Annotated in this window: 20 protein-coding genes; 4 read left to right on the top strand and 16 right to left on the bottom strand. The window is 37.8% G+C overall.

Going from position 1 to position 23,730, the window contains the following annotated elements; genetic code table 11:
- Positions 1 to 31: 31 nt before the first annotated feature.
- The 10 genes from CWR45_RS05415 to CWR45_RS05370 form a co-directional block, all read right to left on the bottom strand.
- On the bottom strand, positions 32 to 1,120 hold the full coding sequence (locus CWR45_RS05415; protein ID WP_115748773.1) for a GNAT family N-acetyltransferase: 1,089 nt from the start codon (positions 1,118 to 1,120) through the stop codon (positions 32 to 34).
- A 93-nt stretch (positions 1,121 to 1,213) separates the two neighbouring features.
- Positions 1,214 to 2,188: a Gfo/Idh/MocA family protein gene (locus CWR45_RS05410; RefSeq protein ID WP_115748772.1), complete on the bottom strand. Its 975-nt coding sequence runs from the start codon at positions 2,186 to 2,188 to the stop codon at positions 1,214 to 1,216.
- Complete coding sequence (locus CWR45_RS05405) at positions 2,185 to 2,886, bottom strand: hypothetical protein (RefSeq protein WP_115748771.1); 702 nt, start codon at positions 2,884 to 2,886, stop codon at positions 2,185 to 2,187. The genes CWR45_RS05410 and CWR45_RS05405 overlap by 4 nt, the downstream gene beginning before the upstream one ends.
- A 119-nt stretch (positions 2,887 to 3,005) precedes the next feature.
- A complete protein-coding gene (locus CWR45_RS05400; protein ID WP_115748770.1) occupies positions 3,006 to 3,839 on the bottom strand; it encodes a sugar phosphate isomerase/epimerase family protein in 834 nt (277 codons plus the stop codon).
- A gap of 11 nt (positions 3,840 to 3,850) precedes the next feature.
- The gene (locus CWR45_RS05395; RefSeq protein WP_170138793.1) at positions 3,851 to 4,825 is read right to left on the bottom strand and encodes an acetylxylan esterase; all 975 of its coding nucleotides are present in this window, start codon (positions 4,823 to 4,825) and stop codon (positions 3,851 to 3,853) included.
- 10 nt (positions 4,826 to 4,835) lie between these two features.
- Complete coding sequence (locus CWR45_RS05390; RefSeq protein ID WP_115748981.1) at positions 4,836 to 6,386, bottom strand: FAD-dependent oxidoreductase; 1,551 nt, start codon at positions 6,384 to 6,386, stop codon at positions 4,836 to 4,838.
- Between the two features lie 9 nt (positions 6,387 to 6,395).
- A complete protein-coding gene (locus CWR45_RS05385; RefSeq protein WP_115748768.1) occupies positions 6,396 to 7,448 on the bottom strand; it encodes a Gfo/Idh/MocA family protein in 1,053 nt (350 codons plus the stop codon).
- Positions 7,449 to 7,537: 89 nt separating this feature from the next.
- Positions 7,538 to 8,536 carry a zinc-dependent alcohol dehydrogenase gene (locus CWR45_RS05380; RefSeq protein WP_115748767.1) on the bottom strand — a complete coding sequence of 333 codons (999 nt, stop codon included), beginning with the start codon at positions 8,534 to 8,536 and terminating at the stop codon, positions 7,538 to 7,540.
- 17 nt (positions 8,537 to 8,553) lie between these two features.
- Positions 8,554 to 9,612, bottom strand: coding sequence for a dihydrodipicolinate synthase family protein (locus tag CWR45_RS05375; RefSeq protein ID WP_211315935.1), 1,059 nt, complete (start codon positions 9,610 to 9,612; stop codon positions 8,554 to 8,556).
- Positions 9,613 to 10,629 (bottom strand): NAD-dependent epimerase/dehydratase family protein, encoded by a 1,017-nt coding sequence (locus tag CWR45_RS05370; RefSeq protein WP_115748766.1) that lies wholly within the window; start codon positions 10,627 to 10,629, stop codon positions 9,613 to 9,615.
- 273 nt (positions 10,630 to 10,902) lie between these two features.
- On the opposite strand from CWR45_RS05370, the gene CWR45_RS05365 reads away from it, so the two are divergent.
- Positions 10,903 to 12,243 (top strand): GGDEF domain-containing protein, encoded by a 1,341-nt coding sequence (locus tag CWR45_RS05365; RefSeq protein WP_245975342.1) that lies wholly within the window; start codon positions 10,903 to 10,905, stop codon positions 12,241 to 12,243.
- Positions 12,244 to 12,392: 149 nt separating this feature from the next.
- On the opposite strand, the gene CWR45_RS05360 is transcribed toward CWR45_RS05365, so the two are convergent.
- From CWR45_RS05360 to CWR45_RS05335, 6 genes are all read right to left on the bottom strand, one after another.
- A complete protein-coding gene (locus CWR45_RS05360; RefSeq protein WP_115748764.1) occupies positions 12,393 to 13,517 on the bottom strand; it encodes a mandelate racemase/muconate lactonizing enzyme family protein in 1,125 nt (374 codons plus the stop codon).
- A gap of 30 nt (positions 13,518 to 13,547) precedes the next feature.
- Positions 13,548 to 14,564, bottom strand: coding sequence for a Gfo/Idh/MocA family protein (locus tag CWR45_RS05355; protein WP_245975341.1), 1,017 nt, complete (start codon positions 14,562 to 14,564; stop codon positions 13,548 to 13,550).
- A 28-nt stretch (positions 14,565 to 14,592) separates the two neighbouring features.
- On the bottom strand, positions 14,593 to 15,495 hold the full coding sequence (locus CWR45_RS05350) for a Gfo/Idh/MocA family protein (protein WP_115748763.1): 903 nt from the start codon (positions 15,493 to 15,495) through the stop codon (positions 14,593 to 14,595).
- Positions 15,496 to 15,510: 15 nt separating this feature from the next.
- Positions 15,511 to 16,314: a carbohydrate ABC transporter permease gene (locus CWR45_RS05345; protein WP_115748979.1), complete on the bottom strand. Its 804-nt coding sequence runs from the start codon at positions 16,312 to 16,314 to the stop codon at positions 15,511 to 15,513.
- A gap of 36 nt (positions 16,315 to 16,350) precedes the next feature.
- Positions 16,351 to 17,229, bottom strand: a complete 879-nt coding sequence (locus CWR45_RS05340; protein WP_245975355.1) for a carbohydrate ABC transporter permease — start codon at positions 17,227 to 17,229, stop codon at positions 16,351 to 16,353.
- A 223-nt stretch (positions 17,230 to 17,452) separates the two neighbouring features.
- Positions 17,453 to 18,715, bottom strand: a complete 1,263-nt coding sequence (locus CWR45_RS05335; RefSeq protein ID WP_115748762.1) for a sugar ABC transporter substrate-binding protein — start codon at positions 18,713 to 18,715, stop codon at positions 17,453 to 17,455.
- Between the two features lie 426 nt (positions 18,716 to 19,141).
- Here CWR45_RS05335 and CWR45_RS05330 point away from each other — a divergent pair, with 426 nt between their 5' ends.
- The 3 genes from CWR45_RS05330 (at position 19,142) to CWR45_RS05320 (ending at position 23,724) form a co-directional block, all read left to right on the top strand.
- A complete protein-coding gene (locus CWR45_RS05330; protein WP_115748761.1) occupies positions 19,142 to 19,756 on the top strand; it encodes a YesL family protein in 615 nt (204 codons plus the stop codon).
- A gap of 242 nt (positions 19,757 to 19,998) precedes the next feature.
- Complete coding sequence (locus tag CWR45_RS05325; protein WP_115748760.1) at positions 19,999 to 20,709, top strand: FIMAH domain-containing protein; 711 nt, start codon at positions 19,999 to 20,001, stop codon at positions 20,707 to 20,709.
- A gap of 27 nt (positions 20,710 to 20,736) precedes the next feature.
- Positions 20,737 to 23,724, top strand: coding sequence for an FIMAH domain-containing protein (locus CWR45_RS05320; RefSeq protein WP_115748759.1), 2,988 nt, complete (start codon positions 20,737 to 20,739; stop codon positions 23,722 to 23,724).
- Positions 23,725 to 23,730 lie beyond the last annotated feature (6 nt).

Here is a 23,730-nt window from a genome sequence, read left to right as displayed (position 1 = left end):
AGAAACATCTTAAAACTAAATTTTTTCTAACTCACACATAATTAATTCCTTCCAACCCTGGCAACGGTACAGGAAACACGCCATTTAACTCCCTAATATCACTTTCAAATCCAAACAACAACTCTACTAATATCCCATTAGTTAAAGTCTTCTCTATCTCGCCAATTTTTAGCAAGACATTTCCATCTTCAATTTGAGTTACCTCAAGCTCTTGAGTCAGACCTTTTTCCCGGAAGTAGGGGCCAAGTTGCTCAATCAACCTTCCAGCATTTACAATGTACACCGTTCCGCCATTCTTCTTTATCTCGTGTTTATATCCAGTTAATTCGCTGTTCAATTCATCCTGCCATGGCACACTAATTTCAATTCTTGAAACCGTGTTAGTCTGTAATAGGTCTGCCAATATACCATGTACAGCTTCTGGCTCACCGCCCCAATCCGTAACGATTCCATGCTCATAATTACTTGCTTCGGTCGGCAGTCCAATTACTGCATACCCATTTAAAATGCTATTTTTCTCTGCTACATACAATGCTTGTTTCATCTTAAAGATACTTGCAAATCCACCTGCCTCAAGTAACATTTTCCATTCCCAAATACCGTTTTCAAAACTTACTCTCTTATCCTGCCTTAACTGATCCAACCGAAAAATATCTGTATTTTTAGCCAGCCGTATTTTCTCATCATCCGTAACACCAATACTAACCCGATCAATAGAATATTTACTCACCCTGCCAAAATGATCGCATTGATTTCTTAGATATAACCCTCGATCACCAGAAACAAATAATAATGTTGCTTCCGCTTTGTCAATATAATCGTAAATTTCTTTTAAAATAGCACTAGATATCCCTTGATTACGATAATCAATTTCCGTACAAACAGCCCCGATTGAAAATACATTTAAAACGGATTCGCCAACATGAATTTTTGAAGGGACTAGACCAATAAAACTGACGAGCTTTTCTCCATCAAATGCACCGTAAGATAGTTGTAAATCATTTGAAAACACCTGAGGAAATGCTTCTCCCATTGAGATATGACCTTCTTTTCGAAATGTTTTATCCGCTAATTGAATTGCTTGTTCAAATTCATTTGCTTTTACGCGTCTAATTTCCATTTACATTCATTCTCCCTTCGAGTAGACTAATTTCTTATAAAAATAAAGCTTCGCTTAAAAATAGGCACCTTAATCTAGGTACCCATTGAATTTCTACAGTTTAACTGTTGACTCCATTTCACTTGATTTGTACGCAGCAAGTGCTACTTCTAGTGCCTTTAACCCATCAAAACCTGTGATTGACGGTACTCTTCCTTGCTCCACACATTCCACAAAATCCTGTATCAAGCCAAAGTCCATATCATTCCCGTAAAATACATGGCTTAACGATTTTGCATCATTCGCATACATTCGAAGATGTTCCTTATAAGCATCGACTTTAACGGTTTGTTTTGTGCCAATTACTTCAATTGTTACATCGCCCCACATTGGATATTCTGCAAATCGTGACCAACTCGCATCATGTGTAGCAATGACACCATTTTCAAAATCTAAAGTGAGAATTCCTGCGTCATCAACGGAAATATCGTGAAAATAGGAGTCAACGATTGCGTCAACTTGGATGATTTCCTCTCCTAGATACCAGCGCATGATATCCACCATATGTACCGTATGATCTAATACTGCACCACCACCAGATAGGTTCTTTTCTATAAACCAGCCACCTGGATTTTGCCCACGGTTTGTCGTGCGAAAAGCTACGATATCACCTAGTTCACCATCATCAATCAGCTTTTTCAACTCAACAATTGGCGAGCTAAAACGAACTGGAAAAGCAATTTGTAAAATTACGCCGTTTTCCTCGCAGGCCTCTATCATTTCTTTTGCATCTTTAATCGTTGTTGCAATTGGCTTTTCACATAAGATATGTTTTTTCGCTTTTGCCGCATTAAGTACCATTTCCTTATGGCGGATGTTTTCACTGCAAATAATAACCGCATCCATTTCTTCTTTTAGAAATTCCTCCTGGTCTTTGTAATGCTTTGTATGATATTTACCAGCTACTTCCTGTCCACGCTCAAGGTCGTCATCAAAAACTCCAACGATTTCAACAGTTGGTATTTTCTTCAGGCTCTCTGCATAGCTATATGCATGCATATGTGCAAAACTCATCATACCAATTTTCATTTCGTAACACCTCCAGATAACAGGGAGTTAAACTCCTCCAAACGATTTAATAAATCTTGATTTACTTTACGTGCGGTCGCTAAGATAGAATCAACTGAATAGGTCAATGGAAGCCTTGTATACCTTCTCGGATAAATCGGTTTCATTTCTTCACTATTAAATTCGATAATTTGCTTTATGCCGCTCCACTCAAACTCTATTTGCTCCTCTTTATAGAGATCGGATACTGTATACTCCAAATGTGCCATTGTCCCATTTTCAAATTTTATAGTTACAATCGTATGATTGGGTGTAGCTTTGGGATTTGTACGTTTCACCTGTACATCCAGTGGTTCACCAAGGAATTCTGAAAACACAACTAAATCACTAGCTATTAATCTCTCACTCTGGGTTATGGGTAACGTTCTTCTAAAACGAAGCACTCCCTGTCGATTTGCAATGACTTCTTTTGCCTTTTGAAAAAATGGATATTGCTCTAATTCGAAATAGACGTGGACATTTTCTTTAGTCGTTTCTATCATTGTTGAAGGAATAAATACTTTATCTGTATCATTGTTGACTGAATCAATTTCATTATCTTCTAATAGGTATACTCCATTTTCTTCAGTCAATCGATCTGTTGATTCAATAATTTTAGCCTCTATTGTAGATGTGGTAAAATCAATTTTATCTAGTTTAGTAAATATTATTGTGCGCATCCCTTAACCTAACCTCCCTCATTTTTTGTAATTTCTGTAGTTGATTCACTGCAGCAATGATTTTCTTACTCTATTCTATAGTGCTCTCTTCCGTTTTGGTGAGCATCTCAGGAACCTATTTACTTCAATAACTCTCTCAATCTATTAACTGCCTCTTCATTTGCCACCTGTGCATCCTCAAATCCTTCATACTCAATTGATAACCAGCCATCATAATTGCTATCCTTTAGGCCCTGTACGATATAAGCTAGATTTACTTGGCCATCTCCGGGAACAGTACCGACTAATTCCATTCCTTGGGTAGAAAGAAATCCTGTTACTGATTCACTTGCGGCCTTTTCACGGAAATCTTTAAAGTGAACATGCACAATTTTGTCTTTTAATCGATCAAAAGCAACTTTTGGTTCTTCATGAACTAATAAAAAGTTTCCCGTATCGAATGTTGATTTGACGAACGGACTTCCTACTTTATTAATGATTTCTTCCACTTGCTCACTTTTTCCTGCTAGCAGGCCGTGATTTTCAATTGCTAAGTAAATTTGTTCTTTTTCTGCAGATTCAGCACAGTTTTTTAACCCTTCAACAATCCATGCTTGGGCGTCTTCATAAGTTAGTTGGCCTTGCAGGTCACCAGAAAATACACGGACAATATTAGTTCCCAATAGTTTTGCAGTTTGAATTCCGTCTTTCACTTTGGCAATTTCGATTGCACGCTCTGCACTCGATTTCTTCACAAAATTATTCGTAACATCATAGGCGGAGACGGCTAAGTTATGCTTCTTTAAGACAGCAATCGTTTCTTTCAATTCTTTTCCCTTATCATTCCAGTAAAAATCAAGCAACTCTACTCCATCTAATGAAATGCTTTTTGCATAATTAATAAAATCTGCAATCGACCATTTTTCCTTCTGAACCGTTGAGTTTAAACTATACATGCTTACACTGATTTTCATAAATATCCCCCTTAATTTTCTAATTGTTTCATCAAGAATTCTATCTTCTTTTCCTCATGAAATGGATTAAACTCATGCGTGAACTGACGATAAACTTCAATTGTCTTATCGTCCGCTTTTAGATGATTAAATGCTGCAAATACTGTTGATGGAGGGGTTATCGCATCCTCCAACCCGACCGCCATTAACGTTGGGCAGGTAATCCCTTCACAGAAGTGGACACTATCAATATAGCCTAGCGTCTTCATCACTTTTTCGTAGGTTTTATATTCAGGATCATTCCATTTGAAATAGTTAACTATTTCCATATATGGTCCAGCTAAAGCAATATCTAACGCTCGTTCAAAATGAGCAATAAACGGCCAATCAGCAATACAAAAGTCGATATTTTTTTCCACTCCTGCTGCAACGAGTGCTAAGCCGCCACCAAGGGATGCACCCATCACACCTAATTTTGTCGGGACTACAGGTGACTCCTCTGATTGCAGCCAGTTTAATTGCAACAGGATATCACGATACACGTTTGTATAATAATAGTTTTCGTGATCCTGTATACCTAGAAGCATCCACCCGGGAATTCTGCTGCCGTTTTTATAGTTACTAAAATCAGGGGATTCTCCTTGTCCACGAACGTCAAAAGCAATAACTGCAATGCCTAACGTCGTCCATTTTAAGACATCCGCTGCTAATCCACGATTCCCTGTATAGCCATGAAAACTAAGAATGACCGGGCACTTCTCCATTCCTTTAGGCTTGACCAGAATTCCTGTTAGCGGTGTATTATCCCAACTCATAAACGTAATATCCGCTACTTCCACACTAGGTACAGCATAATCTCTCCACACAATCTTTACATGTGGGTGAAATCCATTCATTTTCATTTTCTGCTCCGCCCAAAAAGCATCAAAGTCATCTGGTTTATTACCTAAATTCGGACGATAATTGCGTAACTCTTCAAGTGGAAAATCTCCTATTTGTCTACCCACAGTGCTCACCTCATTGGTAAAATTCTTCTGGCCATTCCAGTTCAAATCCATCTTCCCTTAGCTCATCCTGAAATTGAGCCAACAGCTTTTCTTCATTCCGTACTGCTTTTGGCTCTATATTATTTTTCAAGCAAAAAGCAATTAACGCCCCACATGCTTCACCAATATTCCATTCGGTTGGATGTAGTCGGTAACAACCATTTGTAATATGGGTTGTACCGATGTTTTTACATCCGGCAAGCAGATTGTCAGCATCTTTCGGAATCAGTGCACCTAATGGTATATGAAAAGGGAGTGCAGGAATATCAAGATAACTTCGACCAGCCATACTTGGATGTAAATCGATACTATACGACCCGATCCCGACACGATCATGATATATTTTTCCAGTTTTCCCCTCATTGAAATCAGGAGAAACATCTTGTTCAACAACTGTGTACTCGGCTTTTATTCTCCTTGATTCCCTTATATATGGAGCCTTCGCCAATCCATCCTCTGTAGCAAAAATATCCTTTCTTAGTTTTAGTCCGGAATAGCCTTTCCCGCCATCTGGCCGAAGTGCTTCCGTCTGCAGCCAATATAATAAGGATAGACTTAGCTGTTTTGCTTGGTATTCATTTTTTCCTTTTTCTTTATCTGATACATCATAAATATTTCCTAGAAAGTAATCATTTTGTGGCCAATTCATCAACGTAACATCACCGTTATTACTGGGTGTTTCAAATTGATTCTTATCAAAAATTCGCCGGTACTCCCACAGCGGGAATCCTGTCTCTTCACGGAAAAGCGTATATTCTCTTTTTTCCTTTGTGATTGGATGCGGTGCATAGAAACTTAGAAATTTGTCTGGCCAAATCGCAGGATGGAATTCCTTCCAAAAATGATACATTTCAGGCTCTGGAATTGTATGGTCTTCTCCCGCTCGATATTCCATCCCTAAAACATAAGTAAATGCTTGAATATCATTGGGATTGGCAGTGTCTGGTGCATGAGCCTCTCCTGTTTCGGATTTCGCTTCAGCACCTGTGACATATTCTAAGCTTGCGAGGGGTAACACGTCCCCAGCCTCTGTTGCATCAATAAAATAAGGTGCATTCACTCGAAATTGATTGCCAGTTTGCATATTTTTGAACGTCATTTCTTGTATGGTTCCCTCTGTTTTTTTCACTGATGTAATTCTAGTGTTCAATTCTATTTTCAATTGGTTAGTCAAAACGTATGGCAGAAGCATTTCATTTAATACATGCAATGTAACTCGTGGATCATGGCAAATATTACTAACTAAACCGTTTCCAGGATTAAAGCATGCTTCCTCATTTTTCACGTTCATCGTTCGTAAATACGTTTCCCTTACATTATTACGATAGTCGCGATACCGTTTGGTCGAACCAAATTCCTCAATCCATTGATGTTCGTCAGGTGGAACTCCTTGCGATGTCACTTGACCACCAAGCCAATCTGTTTCCTCTGTTAGCAAAACGCGCAAGCCTTTATCACAAGAAGCTAATGCTGCCGCAACTCCACCCAGTCCTCCGCCAACAATGACAACATTTGCATTCATGGTAATCACCTACAAATAAACTTCCTTGCCTAGCTTAGCAGATTCATAGATAGCATTTAGCATTTTCATTACTTGCACGCCATCTGATACAGGTGCAATATTTTCTGTACCATCTAAACAGCTTGACACGAAATGGTTAATTTCATTTTGAAATGCTTTTTCAAAATCGAAGCTTAGATTATCAATTTGCGGGGTAACGTTTAGAATCGTATTATATTTTTCTGCGACTATTGCTAGTTCTGGCTCAATTTCTGCGCCACCTTTTTCACCAAAAAGCTTCACATATAATTCATCCTGTTTTGCATGTAATGTATAACTCACGTCAACCAAAATGGATGCGCCATTTTCAAAACGAATGATGGCATTTGTTAAATCTTCTACATCACTTAGGTGTGGATCGTAATCTGCAGCTTTGTAAAAGGATAGATTTTTAATGTTACTGCGGTTACCTAATTTGTTATACGTATTACCACTGACGGAAACGGGACGAGGTTTGCCCATAAAATACCAGCATATATCGATCATATGAACACCTAGATCAATTAATGGACCGCCACCAGATCTTGAGCTGTCACTAAACCAGCCACCAGGATTTCCTAGTCTTCTAATACAAGATGTTTTTGCGTAATAGATTTCTCCTAATTCATCATTATCAATAAATGTTTTTAGTAGTTTTGCATTATCACCGTGTCTCCTTACAAAGCCAACTTGCAGTACTTTCCCTGTTTTTTCTACTGCAGCTTCAACTGCTTCCGCTTCTTTCACAGTCATACTTAATGGTTTTTCAACCAATACATGTTTTCCAGCTTCTAATGCAGCAATTGCAATTTCTGCATGGGCGTTATTCCAAGTACAAATGCTTACCGCGTCAATTGCTTCATTCTTTAACAGTTCACGATAATCACTATATAACTCTGTCACTCCATGGAATGCACCTTTCGCTATTAATCGCGCTTCATTAATGTCACTCAATGCAAACAATTCCACCTGTTCATTTGCTAGATATGGTTTAATATGATGATCTGAAATAGAACCTACTCCGATTACTCCAACTTTTAACATACTTATTCGTCTCCTTTTGTTTATTAGGTTGCTGTCAGTCAATTTCTTGGTTGTTTTCCCGTCTCTCGATTTTCAAGCTATTAATAAAACTAAAATTCTATCAGCTTTGTTAATGTACTAGATTGCTTATTCAGCAAATCTCTGAACGCTCCGGGTGCATCTGCAAATTTGATCTCATCTGTAATAAATGTGCTTACGTCAATGCGCCCTTCGCTGACTAACCGAATGTATTCCGCTATGTTTCTTCCTTCCGTCCAGCGAACAAATCCATACGGATAGTCAATCGCATCTGCTTCGTAAACGCTGTCATATCTACCAGGACCACCAGCACGTGAAATTAATAACTCTGCTTCCTTAACAAACATCAAGTCCCTTGGGAAATCAGGTTCAACATCACCAACAATGACTACCTTCCCTTTATCACGTATCCACTTGATGCTTTGATGTGTCAACGGGGAACGTTTGCCACCTGCACATAATAATACTGCATCTGCACCATTATTATTCGTTGCTTGCGAGATTGCCGATTCCATATCTTCAAGCTGTGAATAAGCTTCAATTTTCGTTTCTTTATGAAGCATATTTGACCTGCTTTCTTGTAGATCAAATGCGATGACGTTATAGGCTGCTGCGTTAGCTATTTTAGCAATCATTTGGCCGAGTAGACCTAAACCGACTACAGCAACTGTTTCTCCAAATTGTAATTTCGCGGTACGCAATGCATGGATTGCAATCGCGCCAATTCCAGCAAGAGCAGCTTCTTTTGGCTCAACGCCTGAAGGAATTTTTGAATACAATGTTTTCGGTACTAAAAGATATTCCGCATGATGCACGTAAGGCGCACCGTAACATGCAACGAAGTCTCCTTTTACTACATCAGTTATTTCACTCCCACATTGCTCGACAACTCCCATCGCACTATATCCTAAAGGAATCTTCTTACCCTCGCTGCTGGCAATCGCCAATAATTCTGTACCTGGTGAAATTACCGAATAAAGCGTTTTAATTAATATATAGGAGGGTTTAATCTCTGGAGCTTCTTCCTCAGCTATTTCTACCTGCTTATTATGTGCGATGATTTTTTGCATTAATAATTCCTCCTTTCCTATTCTTCATTGAACCATTTTGCTAAATTCGTTTTGACAAATTCATCATCGTGTAAATGTGGATATTCCGCATAGACGCGATCAATTTCTTCTGCTTGACCAGGGCTCAAAGCCTCTCTCTCTAATAAACACCAGTTTCCCTTCAGTAATCCCTGTCTTGCGAGCACTTCATTTATCCCCGCAATACTGCCTTTAAATCCGTTACTAGGATCGAAAAAAGCTGCATTTGCATCTGTTATTTCTTGACCAAGTGTTAATAGCTCACTTGATATCGATTCATTTCCTTGAGCTTCTTTAATCTTTTCAAATATCTCTACAACACGTTTTGTCCAAACAGACCAATGTCCAAGCAGGCCACCGACGATTTTCTTTTTCAGCTTATTGTCACCAACACTAACTTTATAAGTAGTTAATAAGTCACTTACGATATTGTCATCATTCCCTGTATACAAAGCAATCTCTTCATTTCGCTCAGAATTGCATACCGCTCTAACTACATCAAAAGAGTTGTAGCGATTGAAAGGGGCAATTTTTATCGCTTGAACGTTTTCTATGTTTGCGAATTTTTGCCAGAAATCATAAGAGAAAACTCTTCCACCTACAGATGGCTGCAGATAAAACCCGAATACAGGAATAACTTCTGCCACTTTTTCTACTCTGTAGATTAACTCATCTTCTGTAAGATCTTGTAAACCGCCCATGCTCAGCAGACCTAGATCGTATCCAACCGCTTTACTAAACTTCGCTTCCGCGACAGCTTGATCAACGGGACCACAAATGCCAGCAATTTTTATAAAGGAATCACCTACATTCCAATTCTCCATTTCTTCCATCGCTAAATTAAGTACGGGCTCGAATAAATTAAATTGCCGATCCCTGATTTCAAATTGTGTCGTATGCACCCCCACTGCAATTCCCCCGACTCCAGCATCAATATAATAGCGGGTAAGTGCACGTTGACCTGTCTCATCAAGCTTTCTTTCAGCCGTTAATGCCAGTGGATGAGCTGGAATAACCGTACCTTCATGTAACTTTCTTTTCACAGCTTCCTTCAACATTTAAAACGCACCTTCTCGTTCTTGAAAATGTGTTGGTTTATTATGTGTAGCACCATCATTACTTAGCCATGCAGCAGTCATGTCAATCATTTGCTCAACTGAAACTTTCGGATAGCCAAAAAGTTTATGTGCATTTGCTGCATTATTCAGTAATGCTTTAGAATCTTCTTCATTGATAAAGATAGCTTCTTTATTAAATCGTTTACTAAACTCCTTCGCTAACCAACGTACAGATAACGTCTCTGGTCCTGTAACATTTAAAATTCTTGGCGGATGGTCTGTATGTAATAGGGATCGAATCGCATATTCATTCGCATCACCTTGCCAGATTACATTTACATTACCCATTGTTAAATCAATCGGTTTACTTTCATATACTTGCTTGGCAATTTCAAGCAATACGCCATACCGTAAATCGATTGCATAATTTAGCCTGAAAATCAGCATTGGTGTTTTATTTTTATGTGAGAAATAAGTAAGCACACGCTCACGACCCAAACAAGATTGTGCATATTCACCGATTGGATTTACAGGTTTATCCTCAGAACTATTATTTCTTACGACATCTGTTAATGGATAAACATTCCCTGTTGAAAATGCAACAATTTTCGAGTCACTGAATTTTTCTGCAAGTCTTCCAGGAAGATATGCATTCATTGCCCAAGTAAAATGCTCATTGCCAACCGTACCGAATTTATTCCCAGCCATATAAATAATGTTCTTCACGTTGGGAAGTGCTTGCAGATCGTCCTCATTTAACAAATCAGCTGCTATCGTTTCGATGCCATAAGCTTCCAGCTCATCCCTTAAATTTCCTGAGGAAAATCGGGAAACACCGATAACTTTTTTATCTAAACCCGCTTTATCAATTGCTCTTTTCGTCATTTTTGCTAGTGTTGGTCCCATTTTCCCACCAATACCCAAAATTAATATGTCCCCATCCAACTGCTTTAAATCATTCATTAACGCTTCAGTGGGTACCGTCATAAATTCCTCTAGTTCTGCAATCGTTTTCATATAATCGCTCTCCTTTTTATAGATAAGGTGAAACTTCAGCCAGTGGGATTTACTACCGCGATGAAATTTCTGAATAATAATTAATTTCATTGTATGTAGAGAGATTTTAAAAGACAAGTCTAAATAGTGTCTTTTAATACGTAATATTGTTAATTATTATATTTTCTAAATTTTGACAATCTCTTTTGAAAAAAGTATGATTAATAAAAATAACATTTAAAGACAAGTCTTTTAAAAAGTCTTTAAAGAATGCTTATTGAAGGAGAAGTGATCATGCAACTTAATAATTCTGAAATAACCATTGGAATCATTGGACCTGAAGCATTAATGAAACAAACTAGGGAAGTTTTGAAAGCGTTTCCTAATTTTAAACCTATTTACTCTACTACCACCCCAGCTAGTGTTACCAAAGCAGTTACGGAAGAATTAATCGACGAAGTAGATGTATTATTGTTCACAGAATTCCATCTATACTTCGAAGCTAAGCAGCACATCAATTTTTCCATACCTGTCCATCATGTGCCACTGACAGGAACAGGACTTTATCGTTCCTTATTCATAATAAAAAGTAATTTTGGATTAAAAAATCTATCGATTGATACAATCGAAGAAAAGTATGTTGAGCAAATCCTCTTTGAATTAGCTGAATCTGATTATAACTGCTATTCATTTAATCAACATACAAATCAGAACCTCATTGATCATATGACCCGATTTCATAAAAATAACTATCATAAAAATCAATCAATCGCAATCACTGGTATCCAAGAAGTATCTAACAGACTATCTGAGCTTGATATCCCGAATGAGTGGGTAATTCCAACACATCAGGATATGATTGTGTCTTTAGAACGTGCACTTTTGGCGGCAGAAACCCGCAGAAATAAAGAATCACAAATCGTCTTTGGTATCATTGATATCGACAATTTTACTCGAGTAATAGAAAAATATACGTCTGAGCATGATGTTCAGCTATTAAAATTGCAAATCCAGCAAATGCTGCTTAATTACACAAAACAGCTTGATGGTCATCTCATTAATTCAGGGGGCGAAGAGTATTCTTTTATAACCACTCGTGGCATTTTTGAACGAGAGACAAGAGGCTACAAGTTTATTCCTTTATTAAAAGAAACCAAGAGTGAATTAGGGATAACATTAAGTGTTGGTGTTGGTTTCGGCAGCTCCGCTGCTGAAGCGGGAAGCCATGCTCGTTTAGCACTGCGTCAATCGAAAGAATTAGGCGGTAATATCTGCTATATTGTCCGTGAAGATCGAAGCGTTCTTGGGCCTGTTGATATTTCTGCCAATACACAATATGAAAGATATGACTTAGCCATTACAGATACTGGACTACTGGACAAGGCTGAAAAAGCTGGTATGTCTGCAGTATACATGACAAAGCTTATGGCCCGAGTTGCAAGGCATAAAAAGTTTGATTATACTGCACAAGAACTTGCGACAACATTAGACATTACGATAAGAAGTGCACATCGAATCCTGTTAAAATGGATGGATGCTGAATTAGTCGACATCGTTGGCGAAGAAAAGGTAACACATAAAGGCAGGCCACGGCGGATATATCGCCTTAGTTTTATTGTTGATGACATCTCTTGAGTGATACTTTGTCTGTCGCTCGATTTGCCAGTGGATTGGCTCGATTCTGAACTGGCGTCGCTCGATTTGGTGCCGGAGTGGCTCGATTTTACACTGGCCTCGCTCGATTTGCTGGTGGAGTGGATTGGCCGTTGCTAATCTTAATAATTTTACACTGTAATAGAATATTGCTTTAGTTTTTTCTTATCCACTATCCATCCAATCCCGTTTCCCTTTGGGAGTTGAATCTTCCCTTCCTGAATGACGGCCATCTCTTTTGATGGATCATCAGCCAAAAATAGTGGACCATTTAGATCAACAGGTGTTGCGATATCTAATGCTTGAAATAAATGAGCACTGGCATACAAGCCTAATGAAGATTCGGTTAACCCTCCGCCAAGTAATTCAAGACCTGCCGCCTTTGCTATATCACCACATCGTTTTGCACGTGATAAACCACCCATTTTTGTTACCTTTATTACAATCATATCGCAAGCACTTAATTGAATCGCACGAACAACATCTGCTGGTGTCCAAATACTTTCATCCAAGGCAATCGGAATGGTTGTAAATTCACGGAGCTTCGCATGGCCAATTAAATCACCAGCAACCAGTGGTTGTTCAAAAACACTTATGCCAATTTCCTCCATTCCTTTACAAAGTCTCATTGCATCCTTTAAATGATAAGCTTGATTCGCATCAACTCGGAAATAAACATCTGGTAAAATTTCCTTTATCGTTTTCAAAATAGCTAAATCCTTGCCTGGATTTATTCCGATTTTGACATCCACTCCGGAATATCCTTCCGCTTTCGCAATTCTTGCTTTCTCAGCTGCCTCTTCCTCATTTGAAACACTTATTAAATAGGAAAGTGTTATCATGTTTTGTGGTTCGGTAAACCAACTATGAACAATTGGTTGATGAATCGTTTTTGCAATTGCATCCAGAACAGCCATATCAATTGCAGCTTTCGCAATTGGTTGCCCCCTTGTAATACCAGAAGCGATTTGCTTATCCATAATGTAATGAATTTCCTCCAGTGCAAAAATTGAAACTCCTTTTAGTGCATCGACGAAATAATTGTTAATCGTTGTTACTACCGTTTCTATCGTTTCATAGCTCCACCTATGGCTTGGTCGAGCTTCTCCCCATCCTTCTATTCCATCATCTGTCGTCACCTTGACATATACATGTGGTGCACCAGCATTTTTATCTCCCACTTTTCCACCTGATATCGAAAAGCTCTGTAACATTGGCAAGTGTACTGGAAAAACATCAATAGCAGATATTTGCATTCTAATAAACTCCTTTATTGGTAAACAGACTTAACTGCTGAACGGGTGGAATTCAGAGAGTTTAATTTCCCTGCCTATTTTTGCTGATTCATAGATTGCTAAGATAATTTCTACCGATTTACGTGCTTCGACACCAGTTATCATTGGTTCCCGATCATCTATGACAGCATCGACCATGTCATTAATAATAATTGCATGCCCATCGTGATCAGACGCTGGTAATGCTGGTTTGCTATTTTCATTGTCTATAACTTCCCAGATTTCTACATTTGTGTCACTCACTTTTAATGTTCCTTTATTTCCATTTAGTTCAATACTCGTCTCTTGTTCTGGAAAAACAGACGTTGCACCCTGAATCGTTCCAAGGGCTCCATTTTTGAATTTTAAAACCGCTACTGCTGTATCTTCTACTTCAATATTTTTTCGGGCAAGTGTTGCCGTGTATGCCATCACACTTTCAATTTCCCCGCCAATCCATTGCATAAGATCGATACCATGCACCCCTTGATTCATGAGTGCACCGCCTCCATCAAGCTTCCACTTTCCACGCCAGCCGGCACTGGCATAATATTCATCCGAACGGAAATATTTTAAATAAGCTTGAATCATCATTAAGTCACCAATTGCGCCTGAATCGAACGTGTTTTTAGCTGCTAGGAAATGTGGCAATGTCCTCCGCTGAAATACCGCACCAAGTTTCACTCCTGAATTATTGCAAGCATTAATCATTTCATCCATATGTTCAAACGTAATATCTAAAGGCTTTTCCGTCAAAACATGTTTACCCATTTCTGCGCATTTCACTGCTAGTGCTGCATGCATCCCGCTAGGAACACATAAACATACGACATCAATTGGTTCTAATAGCATTTTTTCATAGTCTGTAAATACTTTCTCAATGTTGAATTCCTTAGCTAATTTATCAGCTTTTTCAAGATCAATATCTACAATTGCTGCAAGCATCGCGCGCGGGTTCGAGTAAATCGCATTTGCATGAAGCGGTGCCAAGATTCCCGCTCCAATAATTCCAAATTGAATTTGCTTCACATTTACACCCTCTTTAATAAAATATGTACTAAATCAAGACAGACTTTCCAGAATCCCTGCTTTCATTAGCCGCTTCTATAAATCGAATAATCTCTTTTGTCTCACTTAAAGGAATCCTCGATACACCATTCTCAAAGAAAAGCATGATTTGTTCTAGTAAACTAGCGTAATACGGCTTCTGCTTAGAATGTATAGAAACAAATTCACTTCCTCCTTCAAAATGAACTACTGCCCCGAATTGAAAATTCCCCTTTCGATTTCCTCGGACCGTCCCAATCCGACCATCCTTCCAAACTCCGGTTAGTAGATCATGATCGTCATTTTTCACTGTTACCACACGGTCTGAACCTTCACCTAAAATCGTAAACAGCATTTCGACAGCATGAATTCCATACCAAAAGAAGCCCGGCTGCTGCTCCTGCAATTCCATCGGACCAAAACAATCTGCACCAATAATTTTTCCTCTTGTTTGATTATCTAATACACTAGTCAATCCTTCAGAAAATCGGAGGGCAGAAGTGCTCATTATTGGTGTTTCATATAGTTCTGAAAGACGAATCATCTCCTGCGCATCCTCTGTGCTCAAACAAAATGGTTTATCGATAAAAATAGGCTTCTTATAAGAAATAATTTTCCTTAACTGCTCCAAATGAACCCTGCCATCAACAGATTCTAATAATATAGCATCACTTTTATCCGCAACGGTTTCCATCGTATCGGCGATGGAAACACCAAAGCTATCACGCAGTTCGCTCGTAAAGCCACCAACACGGGACCTGCTTAGCTCAAAATCCTCCGTCCCACCTGGAAATGCAGTCTCCACCTTCGCCCCTTTTATATGATAAGTTTCATCGGAATCATTCAATAACCTCGTAAAAGCAATTGCATGAGAAGTATCTAAACCTATCATGCCAATCGTCAAATCCTCCATTCTTCTCCACCTTTCTTACTTCATTCCTGACATTTGAATTCCTTCTGTGAAATATCTTTGGAAGAACAAGAAAATCAAGAAAGTAGGAATAAACGAAAGGGTCGCCCCAGCCATTTCAATCCCAAAGTTCCCTTCCTTGCCTAGTAACGATGCTAACCCAACTGTTACAGGAAACATTTTTTCTTGTGTCATATAAATTAATGGTTGAAATAAGTCATTCCAGTTACTAATAAACGCAAATGTTCCAACCGTTGCAATGACAGGCATTGACAGCGGAAAGATAATTTTGAAGAAAACCTTAATATCATTTGCACCATCAATGCGTGCCGCCTCTTCTAATTCAACTGGAATACCTTGCATAAATTGCCTTACTAAAAACACTCCCATAATCGCCCATAATTCAGGAACAATCAATGCCCAATACGTATTGATCCAACCGAAATCAGAAAACATAATGTACTTCGGAATGATTAACAGCTGTTGCGGCACCATAATCACTGCCATAAATATCCAAAAGATTACTTCCTTCCCAGGGAATTGTTTTTTTGCAAAAATATAACCTAATATTCCAGCAAATAACATCTGACTAAAAACTGGGATAATCGTAATTACGAAAGAGTTATAAATCCACCTTAAAAACATTCCATCATTAAAAAGATATTGGAAGTTACTTAAGGTTGGATCATCTGGTATCCAAAAAAGTGGATCTAATTGTGCAAATTGTGTTTCCTTGAGTGATCCTAGAGCCATAATGATAAATGGCAGAAGGAAAGTAAAGCCTAGTAATATTAACGCCGTATATGAGAAAATTTTCTTAATCACTCCACTTATTCTCCCTTCCTGAAAGGCTTGAGATCAATAAATATTGTCCTCTTTACCAAGATATTTTCTTTGTATTAGTGAGATTATTAAAATGATAAAGAACAGTGCGTAAGACAAAACAGCTGCATAGCTTAAATTAAGCCCCGCAAATCCTTGTTGATACAAATAATAAACGATTGTTGTTGTAGAATGGTTAGGTCCCCCGCCTGTAAGTAAATAGGCAGAATCAAAGATTTGAAAGGAACCGATTGTAGTTACAATCAACACATAAAAGTGAATTGGTTTCAAAAGGGGAAATGTAATCCTCCAGAATATTTTAACCGGCGATGCCCCATCGATTCGAGCCGCTTCATATAATTCCCTAGGAATCGATTGCAGACCTGCAAAATAATAAATCATCGTACTGCCAGCTACCTTAAAAATACTTAATCCAGCAAGTACGATAAGCGCCTGACTAGAATCGGATAAAAACAATTGCGTATCAATTCCAATTAAACCAATTAAATAGTTAATTAAACCTGATTTTGTTCCACCGAATAACCATCCCCAAATACCAGCAATTACCACGAAGGATGTAACAACAGGGAGGAAAAATATTCCCTTAAAAAAGCCTGTAAATTTAACCTTTAAATTAATGATTAACGCTAAAATTAACCCAAGCGCCATTGTAGGCAAAATATAATAAATCGAAAACAATACCGTATTCCAAATTGCTTTCCAGGCTAGATCATCATTAAAAAACTGAATCCAATTTTTCAGCCCGACAAATTCAGAGTCTCCAATAATCTTCCAGTCTAAAAATGTTAAAACAAAACTATAAGCGAATGGAATGATTTGAAAGATTAAGAAGTGAATCAGTGCAGGAATTAGAAAGATATAGACAATTGCGTTTCTGTCCCATTCACGTTTTATTCTTTGTTTAAAAGGTAATTTTCTTTTGTTTGCATTTTTCTTCCTAGGTAATTGATCTTTAGATGCAAAACTATTATTCTCTTTTATATTCTCCAGTGTAATCACCTTATTTCATATGAAAGTTAGTAACAGAGAGTTTGATCTGAAGCTCTGACCAATGCTCTCTGTTAAATTCTAAAGTAATAGGCACATCTAGTTGTGTGCTTTCTTGCTTTTAGTCTATTTAGTATTTAGCTAGTTCCGCTTCAATCAATTCTGCTGCTGCATCTGCTGCTTCTTCTGGTGACTTCTTACCTTCCATCATGGTTTGTACTTCTGCTTGAATTAATGGCATGATGTTGCGTCCTATTGGATGTATTACGCCAGGTAACGCAAATTCCGTATATGTTGCAAGTTGGCTTAAATATTCTTGACTATCAAAGATATCCTTAGCAGATTCTCTTGTTGGGATATATTGTGTTACCGTATTAAATTCTCTCTGACTATCAGCATTTGTCACTACTTTCACGAATTCTGCAGCTGCATCAGGGTTATCACTATTTGAAGGAACAACGAACATTCCTGTCGTACCATAAGTTACTTGTTCTTCATTTTGTAATGGTGGTGCGATTACGAAATTAAAATCCTCAATTGCTTGTAAGTTCGTTAGTGAAATTCCTGACCCGAGGACTGCTAGCATTTCTCCACCTTGAAATAATGCATCATGCTCCATTGCAGTGATTGAATCTTCAGGAATATATCCTTTTTCATACATATTGTTGATGAATTCGAATGCCTCCACACTTTCAGGACTGTTTATCAAGACCTCATCATCCTGGGTAATAACATCCCCACCTGCTTGCCATATCCAAGGATATAATGTTCCATTCATCGAACCGCCACCCGCATAGCTAAGTGCATAGAAGTCTTTCTCTTTTGCTTTCTCAGCCCATGCTTGGAATTCTTCCCAAGTTGTTGGCAGATTCTCTGGGTCTTCACCAATTGCTTCAATCACGTCAGCATTATAGAAAAAAGTATATGCCTCTTGAAGGATTGGCAGGCCATACATTTTATCCTTCCATGTAGTTGATACTAAAGCCGAATCAACGAAATCATCCATATCATAGTCTTCTAAATAAGGATCAAGCTCAAGCAGCATACCTTCATCTGCATATTGTGGCATTTGGTCAGGAATTGCATAGAACACATCTGGGCCGTTATTTGCTGCAAGTGCAGTTAATATTTTTTGATCACGGTTAGACCATGGAATCGTTTCAATATTTACCTTAACTTCAGGAAACTCCTCATTATATCTAGCAATTATCCCATCCCACATTTCTTTTTCTGCTTCTGCATCACCTGTGTAAGGATGTACCCAAACAGTAATTTCTCCAGAAGCATCTCCGTCTCCACCAGTTCCAGTTGTCTCCTCACCATCCGAATTACAAGCAGCTAATACGAGTCCCAGCGTAAGTAACAGTACTAGAAATCCAATTCTCTTCCGCATAAACTAAACCCCCTTAATTTTTAGAAAACTTGGTTGTCACAAGACTTTTAGGTGACAGCATTAGTTGTACTAATGTAGTAAGAAAGTCGTTATACTTTCTTATCTACTAAAATATACAACCTAAAGTTATGAATCATTTTTATACGACTTTACACCTCCTTAGATCATACAGTTGCCTCCTAATATTAGAAATCCAAAGATAGGAAAGCGTTAACATTATTGTGTTATAAAGCTTTCACCTCATCGTATTTGCTAACTTTATATTAAGATTTTTTTGAACAAGTGACAAGTCTCTAAAGTGTCTTTAATAGGAATATTGGACAATATCAGAAAATAATACCGGTATGTTGCAGTTTAAAGATGGAGAAATATTTGCAAAATAAGATTAACTTAACGTATAGTTGATTTTTAAAGGAGGGGGAATTATTGGTAAGCTGGGACAAATTTAATACAATCGCATTATGGATGTTAAAAGTAGGTTATTTAAATTTAATTTGGATATTATTTACATGTATCGGAGTCGTTGTGTTTGGCTTCTTTCCAGCAACAGGAGCAATGTTCTCCATCGTGAGGAAGTGGTATAAAAAGGAAAATGACTTTCGCATCTTCCCAGCCTTTTGGAAAATTTACAAGAAGGAATTCTTTAAATTAAACGGATTTGCAGTACTATTTACGATTGTTGGATATGTTTTGTATTATGATTTTACTTTTTTACAGATAAATAGTGGGAAGCTATCTTTTCTATTTCCAGTATTGGTGTTGATTCTAATTGCATACGTCATCACATTGCTCTTTTTCTTCCCGGTTTATATTCATTTTGAATTGAAATTCTTTCAATATATTAAACAAGCATTTTTAATTGCAGTGACCTCTCCGGTAGAAACACTATCAATTGCACTGTCTTTCGTTGCTTTATACTTTATCGTCACTCTCATACCGGGCATTATTCCGTTATTCACAGGTAATGTACTAGCAGTTGTTAGCACTTGGATTAGTAATCGTGCATTTAGAAGAATTAAAATTCGAAAAAGTATAAGATAGTTACATAGGATCTTAGAAAAGGGTGCTGCCTTCAGGTTGCACCCTTTTCTACTGCACTTATTAATTTTATGTATAGGTCTTTGACCCATAAAACTTATGGTCTAATTAAAGACTTGTATCTTGAACAGAATTGATTTATGAATATTATTAAGAGAAAAATATATCGTTCTGTAGTTTTCATTCATCATTATTGAAAGCGTTGTCAAAGAGAATATCATCACTTGTAATTGAATCTTTAATATTTGAGAGGAGGTTTTTTAGGAATTGATCCAACCGAAACTGCAGCGAAAATCTTCGTTTGGGATATTGAAGAAGAAGAGAAATTAACTGAGTTTGTCCCTAAGATACCTGATGCAGCTGTTCAGCCAAAAATGATAAGCGGTATGAGTCTTGGACCTGATGAGTTATTATGGTCGGCAGCTGATGGAACGATCTTTGCAATGGATCCAGATACATTAGAAATCGTAAAGAGCAAGAATATCTATCCCGATGTAACAGATTATGGCAGATGGCGCCCAATTCATATCCGTTGGGGTGTGGATGGATTAATGTATACGACATTGGCAGGGAAGTTGACTGTGGTAAATCCGAGTACACTAGAGTTAGAAACATTAGCTGAAACGGAATTGATGACAATCGGTGACGATGGGAATATCTACTACGCTGACGGATCTGATGTGATGATGAAAATAGAAGTAATGGAAAAAGTGACACTGGAAATAATACTCGATTTAATCGAGCAGCAATCGAAGGATGGAAATATCCAACACTCCTTAAGTAAAAAATTAGTTCATTCGGTGAAACAAGCAATCCATCACCGTGACATGGATAGACTGCAACAAGCTGATAAATTTGTACAAAAAGCTTTAAGGCATTTGGAAGAAGCTCATCAATCTGAAATTACAGCTGATGCCAAAATGGAAATAAGAGGCTTACTTGAAAATCTAAAGTAAATAAAAACAATAGAGGTGAATATATTGATGAAGTATAGGTTACGAAAAAGCTTCATAATGACGTATTGTATAATTTTCATTGTCGGAATATTACTAATGTTCCCGGCGGTATCTCAAGCAGTAAGTAATGATATAACAGAAGAGGTTGTTAATCCCGGGTTTGAACTACCATTGAATGAAAACGGAGAAATAATTGGTTGGAAATCAGAAAATCGGGCTACTGGAGTTACCATCAGTCCAGATAAATACAACAATGGAGTGCAAAGCGTGCATTTTCATGATACAAGTGGCACTGCTGGACTTCGAGTTCTAAGTGATAAAATAGCCGTTGTACCTGAGAAACCGTATTTGGCAACCGTTCAAACGAATGTTGTAAATCAAACACATAATATAGTTTACGAGGTTCATTATTATGATAGTGAAAATAAAAAACTAGAAGTAAAACAAGAATTATTTGGCAATTTACCTAAAAACATGTGGTCAGAATTGAAAGTATTAGGTGATGCCCCTAAAAATAGTGCATATGCAAGAGTTGCCTTTTATTCTGGCGGTATCAGTCTTACAGAAGCATATTTTGATGATGTTACTTTTGAACAAACAGAAGAAGATGCATTATTAGAACGTGAATATTCGACGCCTGTTAATTTAGGTGAAATGGTAGACGTTCAACTAGGACAGGCCGCAGCTATCCAACAAAATCAGTTAGGTGAAAATGAAGTATATTACCACTCCAATGGTCTGCCAGGTACATTTTCCGTACTGAACGCTGAAACTGGAGAACTTAAATTTTCTGAAGTCATTGAAGGAACTGAAGCATTGTGGGCGATGACAACTTCACCAGACAAAAATGTGTATTTTGCTGGAACTGGAGATGGCAAGCTTTACAGATATTCACCTGAGAAAAAAATTGTAGAATTTTTAGGTGCAAATCCATCTGATGATTGGGTATGGGATTTAGAAGCTTCAGCAGATGGCAAAATTTATGGATCAACCTATCCAAATGCAAGTGTTTTTGAATATGATATTAAAACTGAAACATTCCGTGATTATGGTCCTGTCATTGATGATGAGGATTATGCCCGAGGTATCGCTGTAACAGATGAATATATTTTCGTTGGGATTGGTACAACAAAACACCTTTATAAAATTAATAGAGTCACTGGTGAAAAAGAAGAAGTTATGATTGAAGGCCATTCCGGAGAAGAAGGATTTTTTGAGGATATGTATGTAATCAATGATATGCTTTTTCTCTCTGTAGGATCTATCAACATGCTCGTTATTGATCCGGAAACAAATGAGATTATCCATACATTTAATTACAGCAATAAAATTTCGGAGCCCTCACCGGATAACCCAAATGTTATCTATTATAAATTTCAAACGAAGCTGTATCAATATGATTTTAGAACTAACCAATCTACAGTGATCGAAGACATTCCGTTACTCCCCGATACGGTCCGTGTAAAGGATATGGAATGGATCACCTTATCGAGTGGAGAGACCGTATTAGCAATGATTACACAATACGGGGAGTACATGCAATACGAGCCAGATAACAATGATTTATCCTTTATACCTTTAGATATTGCCTCTCAATCCGTGGCCATCCAAGCACTGGAAACAGGGCATGATGGAAAACTGTATATGGGTGGATACCAGCGCGGGATGAGCATTTTTAATCCTTTTACAGAGGAAATAGAAGTTAATATCCCTTCCTTTGCACAACCAGAAGGAATTGGCTTCCTAAACGACAAGGTTTACTACGGAACATATGTTGGTGCAATAATGTATAGCTATGACCCATTAAAAGAAGTCGATTTAAATAGTAACCCGAATTTTGAATTTGATATTACGAACCAACAAGATCGGCCATTCATGATTACTTCTGGGGACAATAAATTATTTGTTGGTACTGTACCAGATTATGGTGTTTTAGGTGGATCGCTCGCAATCTATGATGATAATACAAAAGAATGGTCTGAATTCCGAAATGTAGTAAAAGATCAAAGTATTATTGGCTTGGCATATCATGACGGAAAGTTGTATGGCAGTACGTCGGTTTGGGGCGGATTAGGTGTTGATCCTAAAGCAAAGGAAGCCAAAATATTCGTTTGGGATGTTGAAAAGGGTGAGAAGATAGACGAATTTACTCCTGACATTCCCGGAATTGATGAAACACCACGAATGATTGGTGAACTATCGTTTGGACCCGTTGGAAACTTATGGGGTGCAGTAGATGGAACAATCTTTGCAATGAACCCAGATACGAAAGAGGTTGTTAAGAGCAAAGTCATTCGACCAAGCTTGTATAATAGTAGTAAATGGAAGCCATATGAGCTTCATTGGAGTCCAGATGGAATGTTGTATACAACATTATCTAGAAAACTAATTGTGATAGATCCAGAAACATTGGCATATCAAGTAATCGTCGACGAATTTATGAACAACATGACGATTGGAGTTGACGGCAGTATCTATTATGCGCTTGGAAATAAGCTTTATCGAATCCCTGTACCTGAAACAGATGCAACGTTAAGCTCAATTACAATTGGCGGCAAACGAATAGCAGACTTCTCACCAGGTATTACTGACTACACCATAAACTCGGATGTTAATGATGATATTGTCGTAGAGACGACCCAAGCCAATGCACAAATCGAAATCGTCAATTTGGATAGTCCTGAAAGAGTAACCCAGATTAACGTAACTGCAGAGGATGGAAAATCTGTTAGACAATATAACATTCATTGGGCAGATGAAGCAGTTACCTTCTCTTCACTCACAAATAAGATATTAGCGCTTGAAGAAGATGGGGAAATCAAGCACTCCTTATCTAAACAATTAACAAACAGGTTAAAACAAGCGGAAAATCATTACAAAAAGGGTCATATGACTCAGGCTAAAAAGCATTTACAAGATTTCCGTAAGCATCTAGAAAAAAGTAATGCACCGACAGAAATAAAAGAAATGCTGTTAAACGATGTCAATACAATTGAAACTTCGCTAATTGATTAACCTGCT

The organism is Oceanobacillus chungangensis (genome assembly GCF_003369565.1).
Lineage (GTDB): Bacteria > Bacillota > Bacilli > Bacillales > Amphibacillaceae > Oceanobacillus > Oceanobacillus chungangensis.
The sequence above is the reverse complement of the archived record's forward strand: the minus strand, read 5'-3'. Positions and strand labels throughout refer to the sequence as shown.

Bases quoted from the DNA above. Each gene is read 5' to 3' on its own strand.
- CWR45_RS05320 (WP_115748759.1), top strand. From the start codon at position 20,737: ATGAAGTATAGGTTACGAAAAAGCTTCATAATGACGTATTGTATAATT.
- CWR45_RS05375 (WP_211315935.1), bottom strand. From the start codon at position 9,612: ATGTTGAAGGAAGCTGTGAAAAGAAAGTTACATGAAGGTACGGTTATT.
- CWR45_RS05380 (WP_115748767.1), bottom strand. From the start codon at position 8,536: ATGCAAAAAATCATCGCACATAATAAGCAGGTAGAAATAGCTGAGGAA.
- CWR45_RS05360 (WP_115748764.1), bottom strand. From the start codon at position 13,517: ATGCAAATATCTGCTATTGATGTTTTTCCAGTACACTTGCCAATGTTA.
- CWR45_RS05390 (WP_115748981.1), bottom strand. From the start codon at position 6,386: ATGAATGCAAATGTTGTCATTGTTGGCGGAGGACTGGGTGGAGTTGCG.
- CWR45_RS05335 (WP_115748762.1), bottom strand. From the start codon at position 18,715: ATGCGGAAGAGAATTGGATTTCTAGTACTGTTACTTACGCTGGGACTC.
- CWR45_RS05400 (WP_115748770.1), bottom strand. From the start codon at position 3,839: ATGAAAATCAGTGTAAGCATGTATAGTTTAAACTCAACGGTTCAGAAG.
- CWR45_RS05385 (WP_115748768.1), bottom strand. From the start codon at position 7,448: ATGTTAAAAGTTGGAGTAATCGGAGTAGGTTCTATTTCAGATCATCAT.
- CWR45_RS05350 (WP_115748763.1), bottom strand. From the start codon at position 15,495: ATGGAGGATTTGACGATTGGCATGATAGGTTTAGATACTTCTCATGCA.
- CWR45_RS05410 (WP_115748772.1), bottom strand. From the start codon at position 2,188: ATGAAAATTGGTATGATGAGTTTTGCACATATGCATGCATATAGCTAT.
- CWR45_RS05370 (WP_115748766.1), bottom strand. From the start codon at position 10,629: ATGAAAACGATTGCAGAACTAGAGGAATTTATGACGGTACCCACTGAA.
- CWR45_RS05405 (WP_115748771.1), bottom strand. From the start codon at position 2,886: ATGCGCACAATAATATTTACTAAACTAGATAAAATTGATTTTACCACA.
- CWR45_RS05415 (WP_115748773.1), bottom strand. From the start codon at position 1,120: ATGGAAATTAGACGCGTAAAAGCAAATGAATTTGAACAAGCAATTCAA.
- CWR45_RS05365 (WP_245975342.1), top strand. From the start codon at position 10,903: ATGCAACTTAATAATTCTGAAATAACCATTGGAATCATTGGACCTGAA.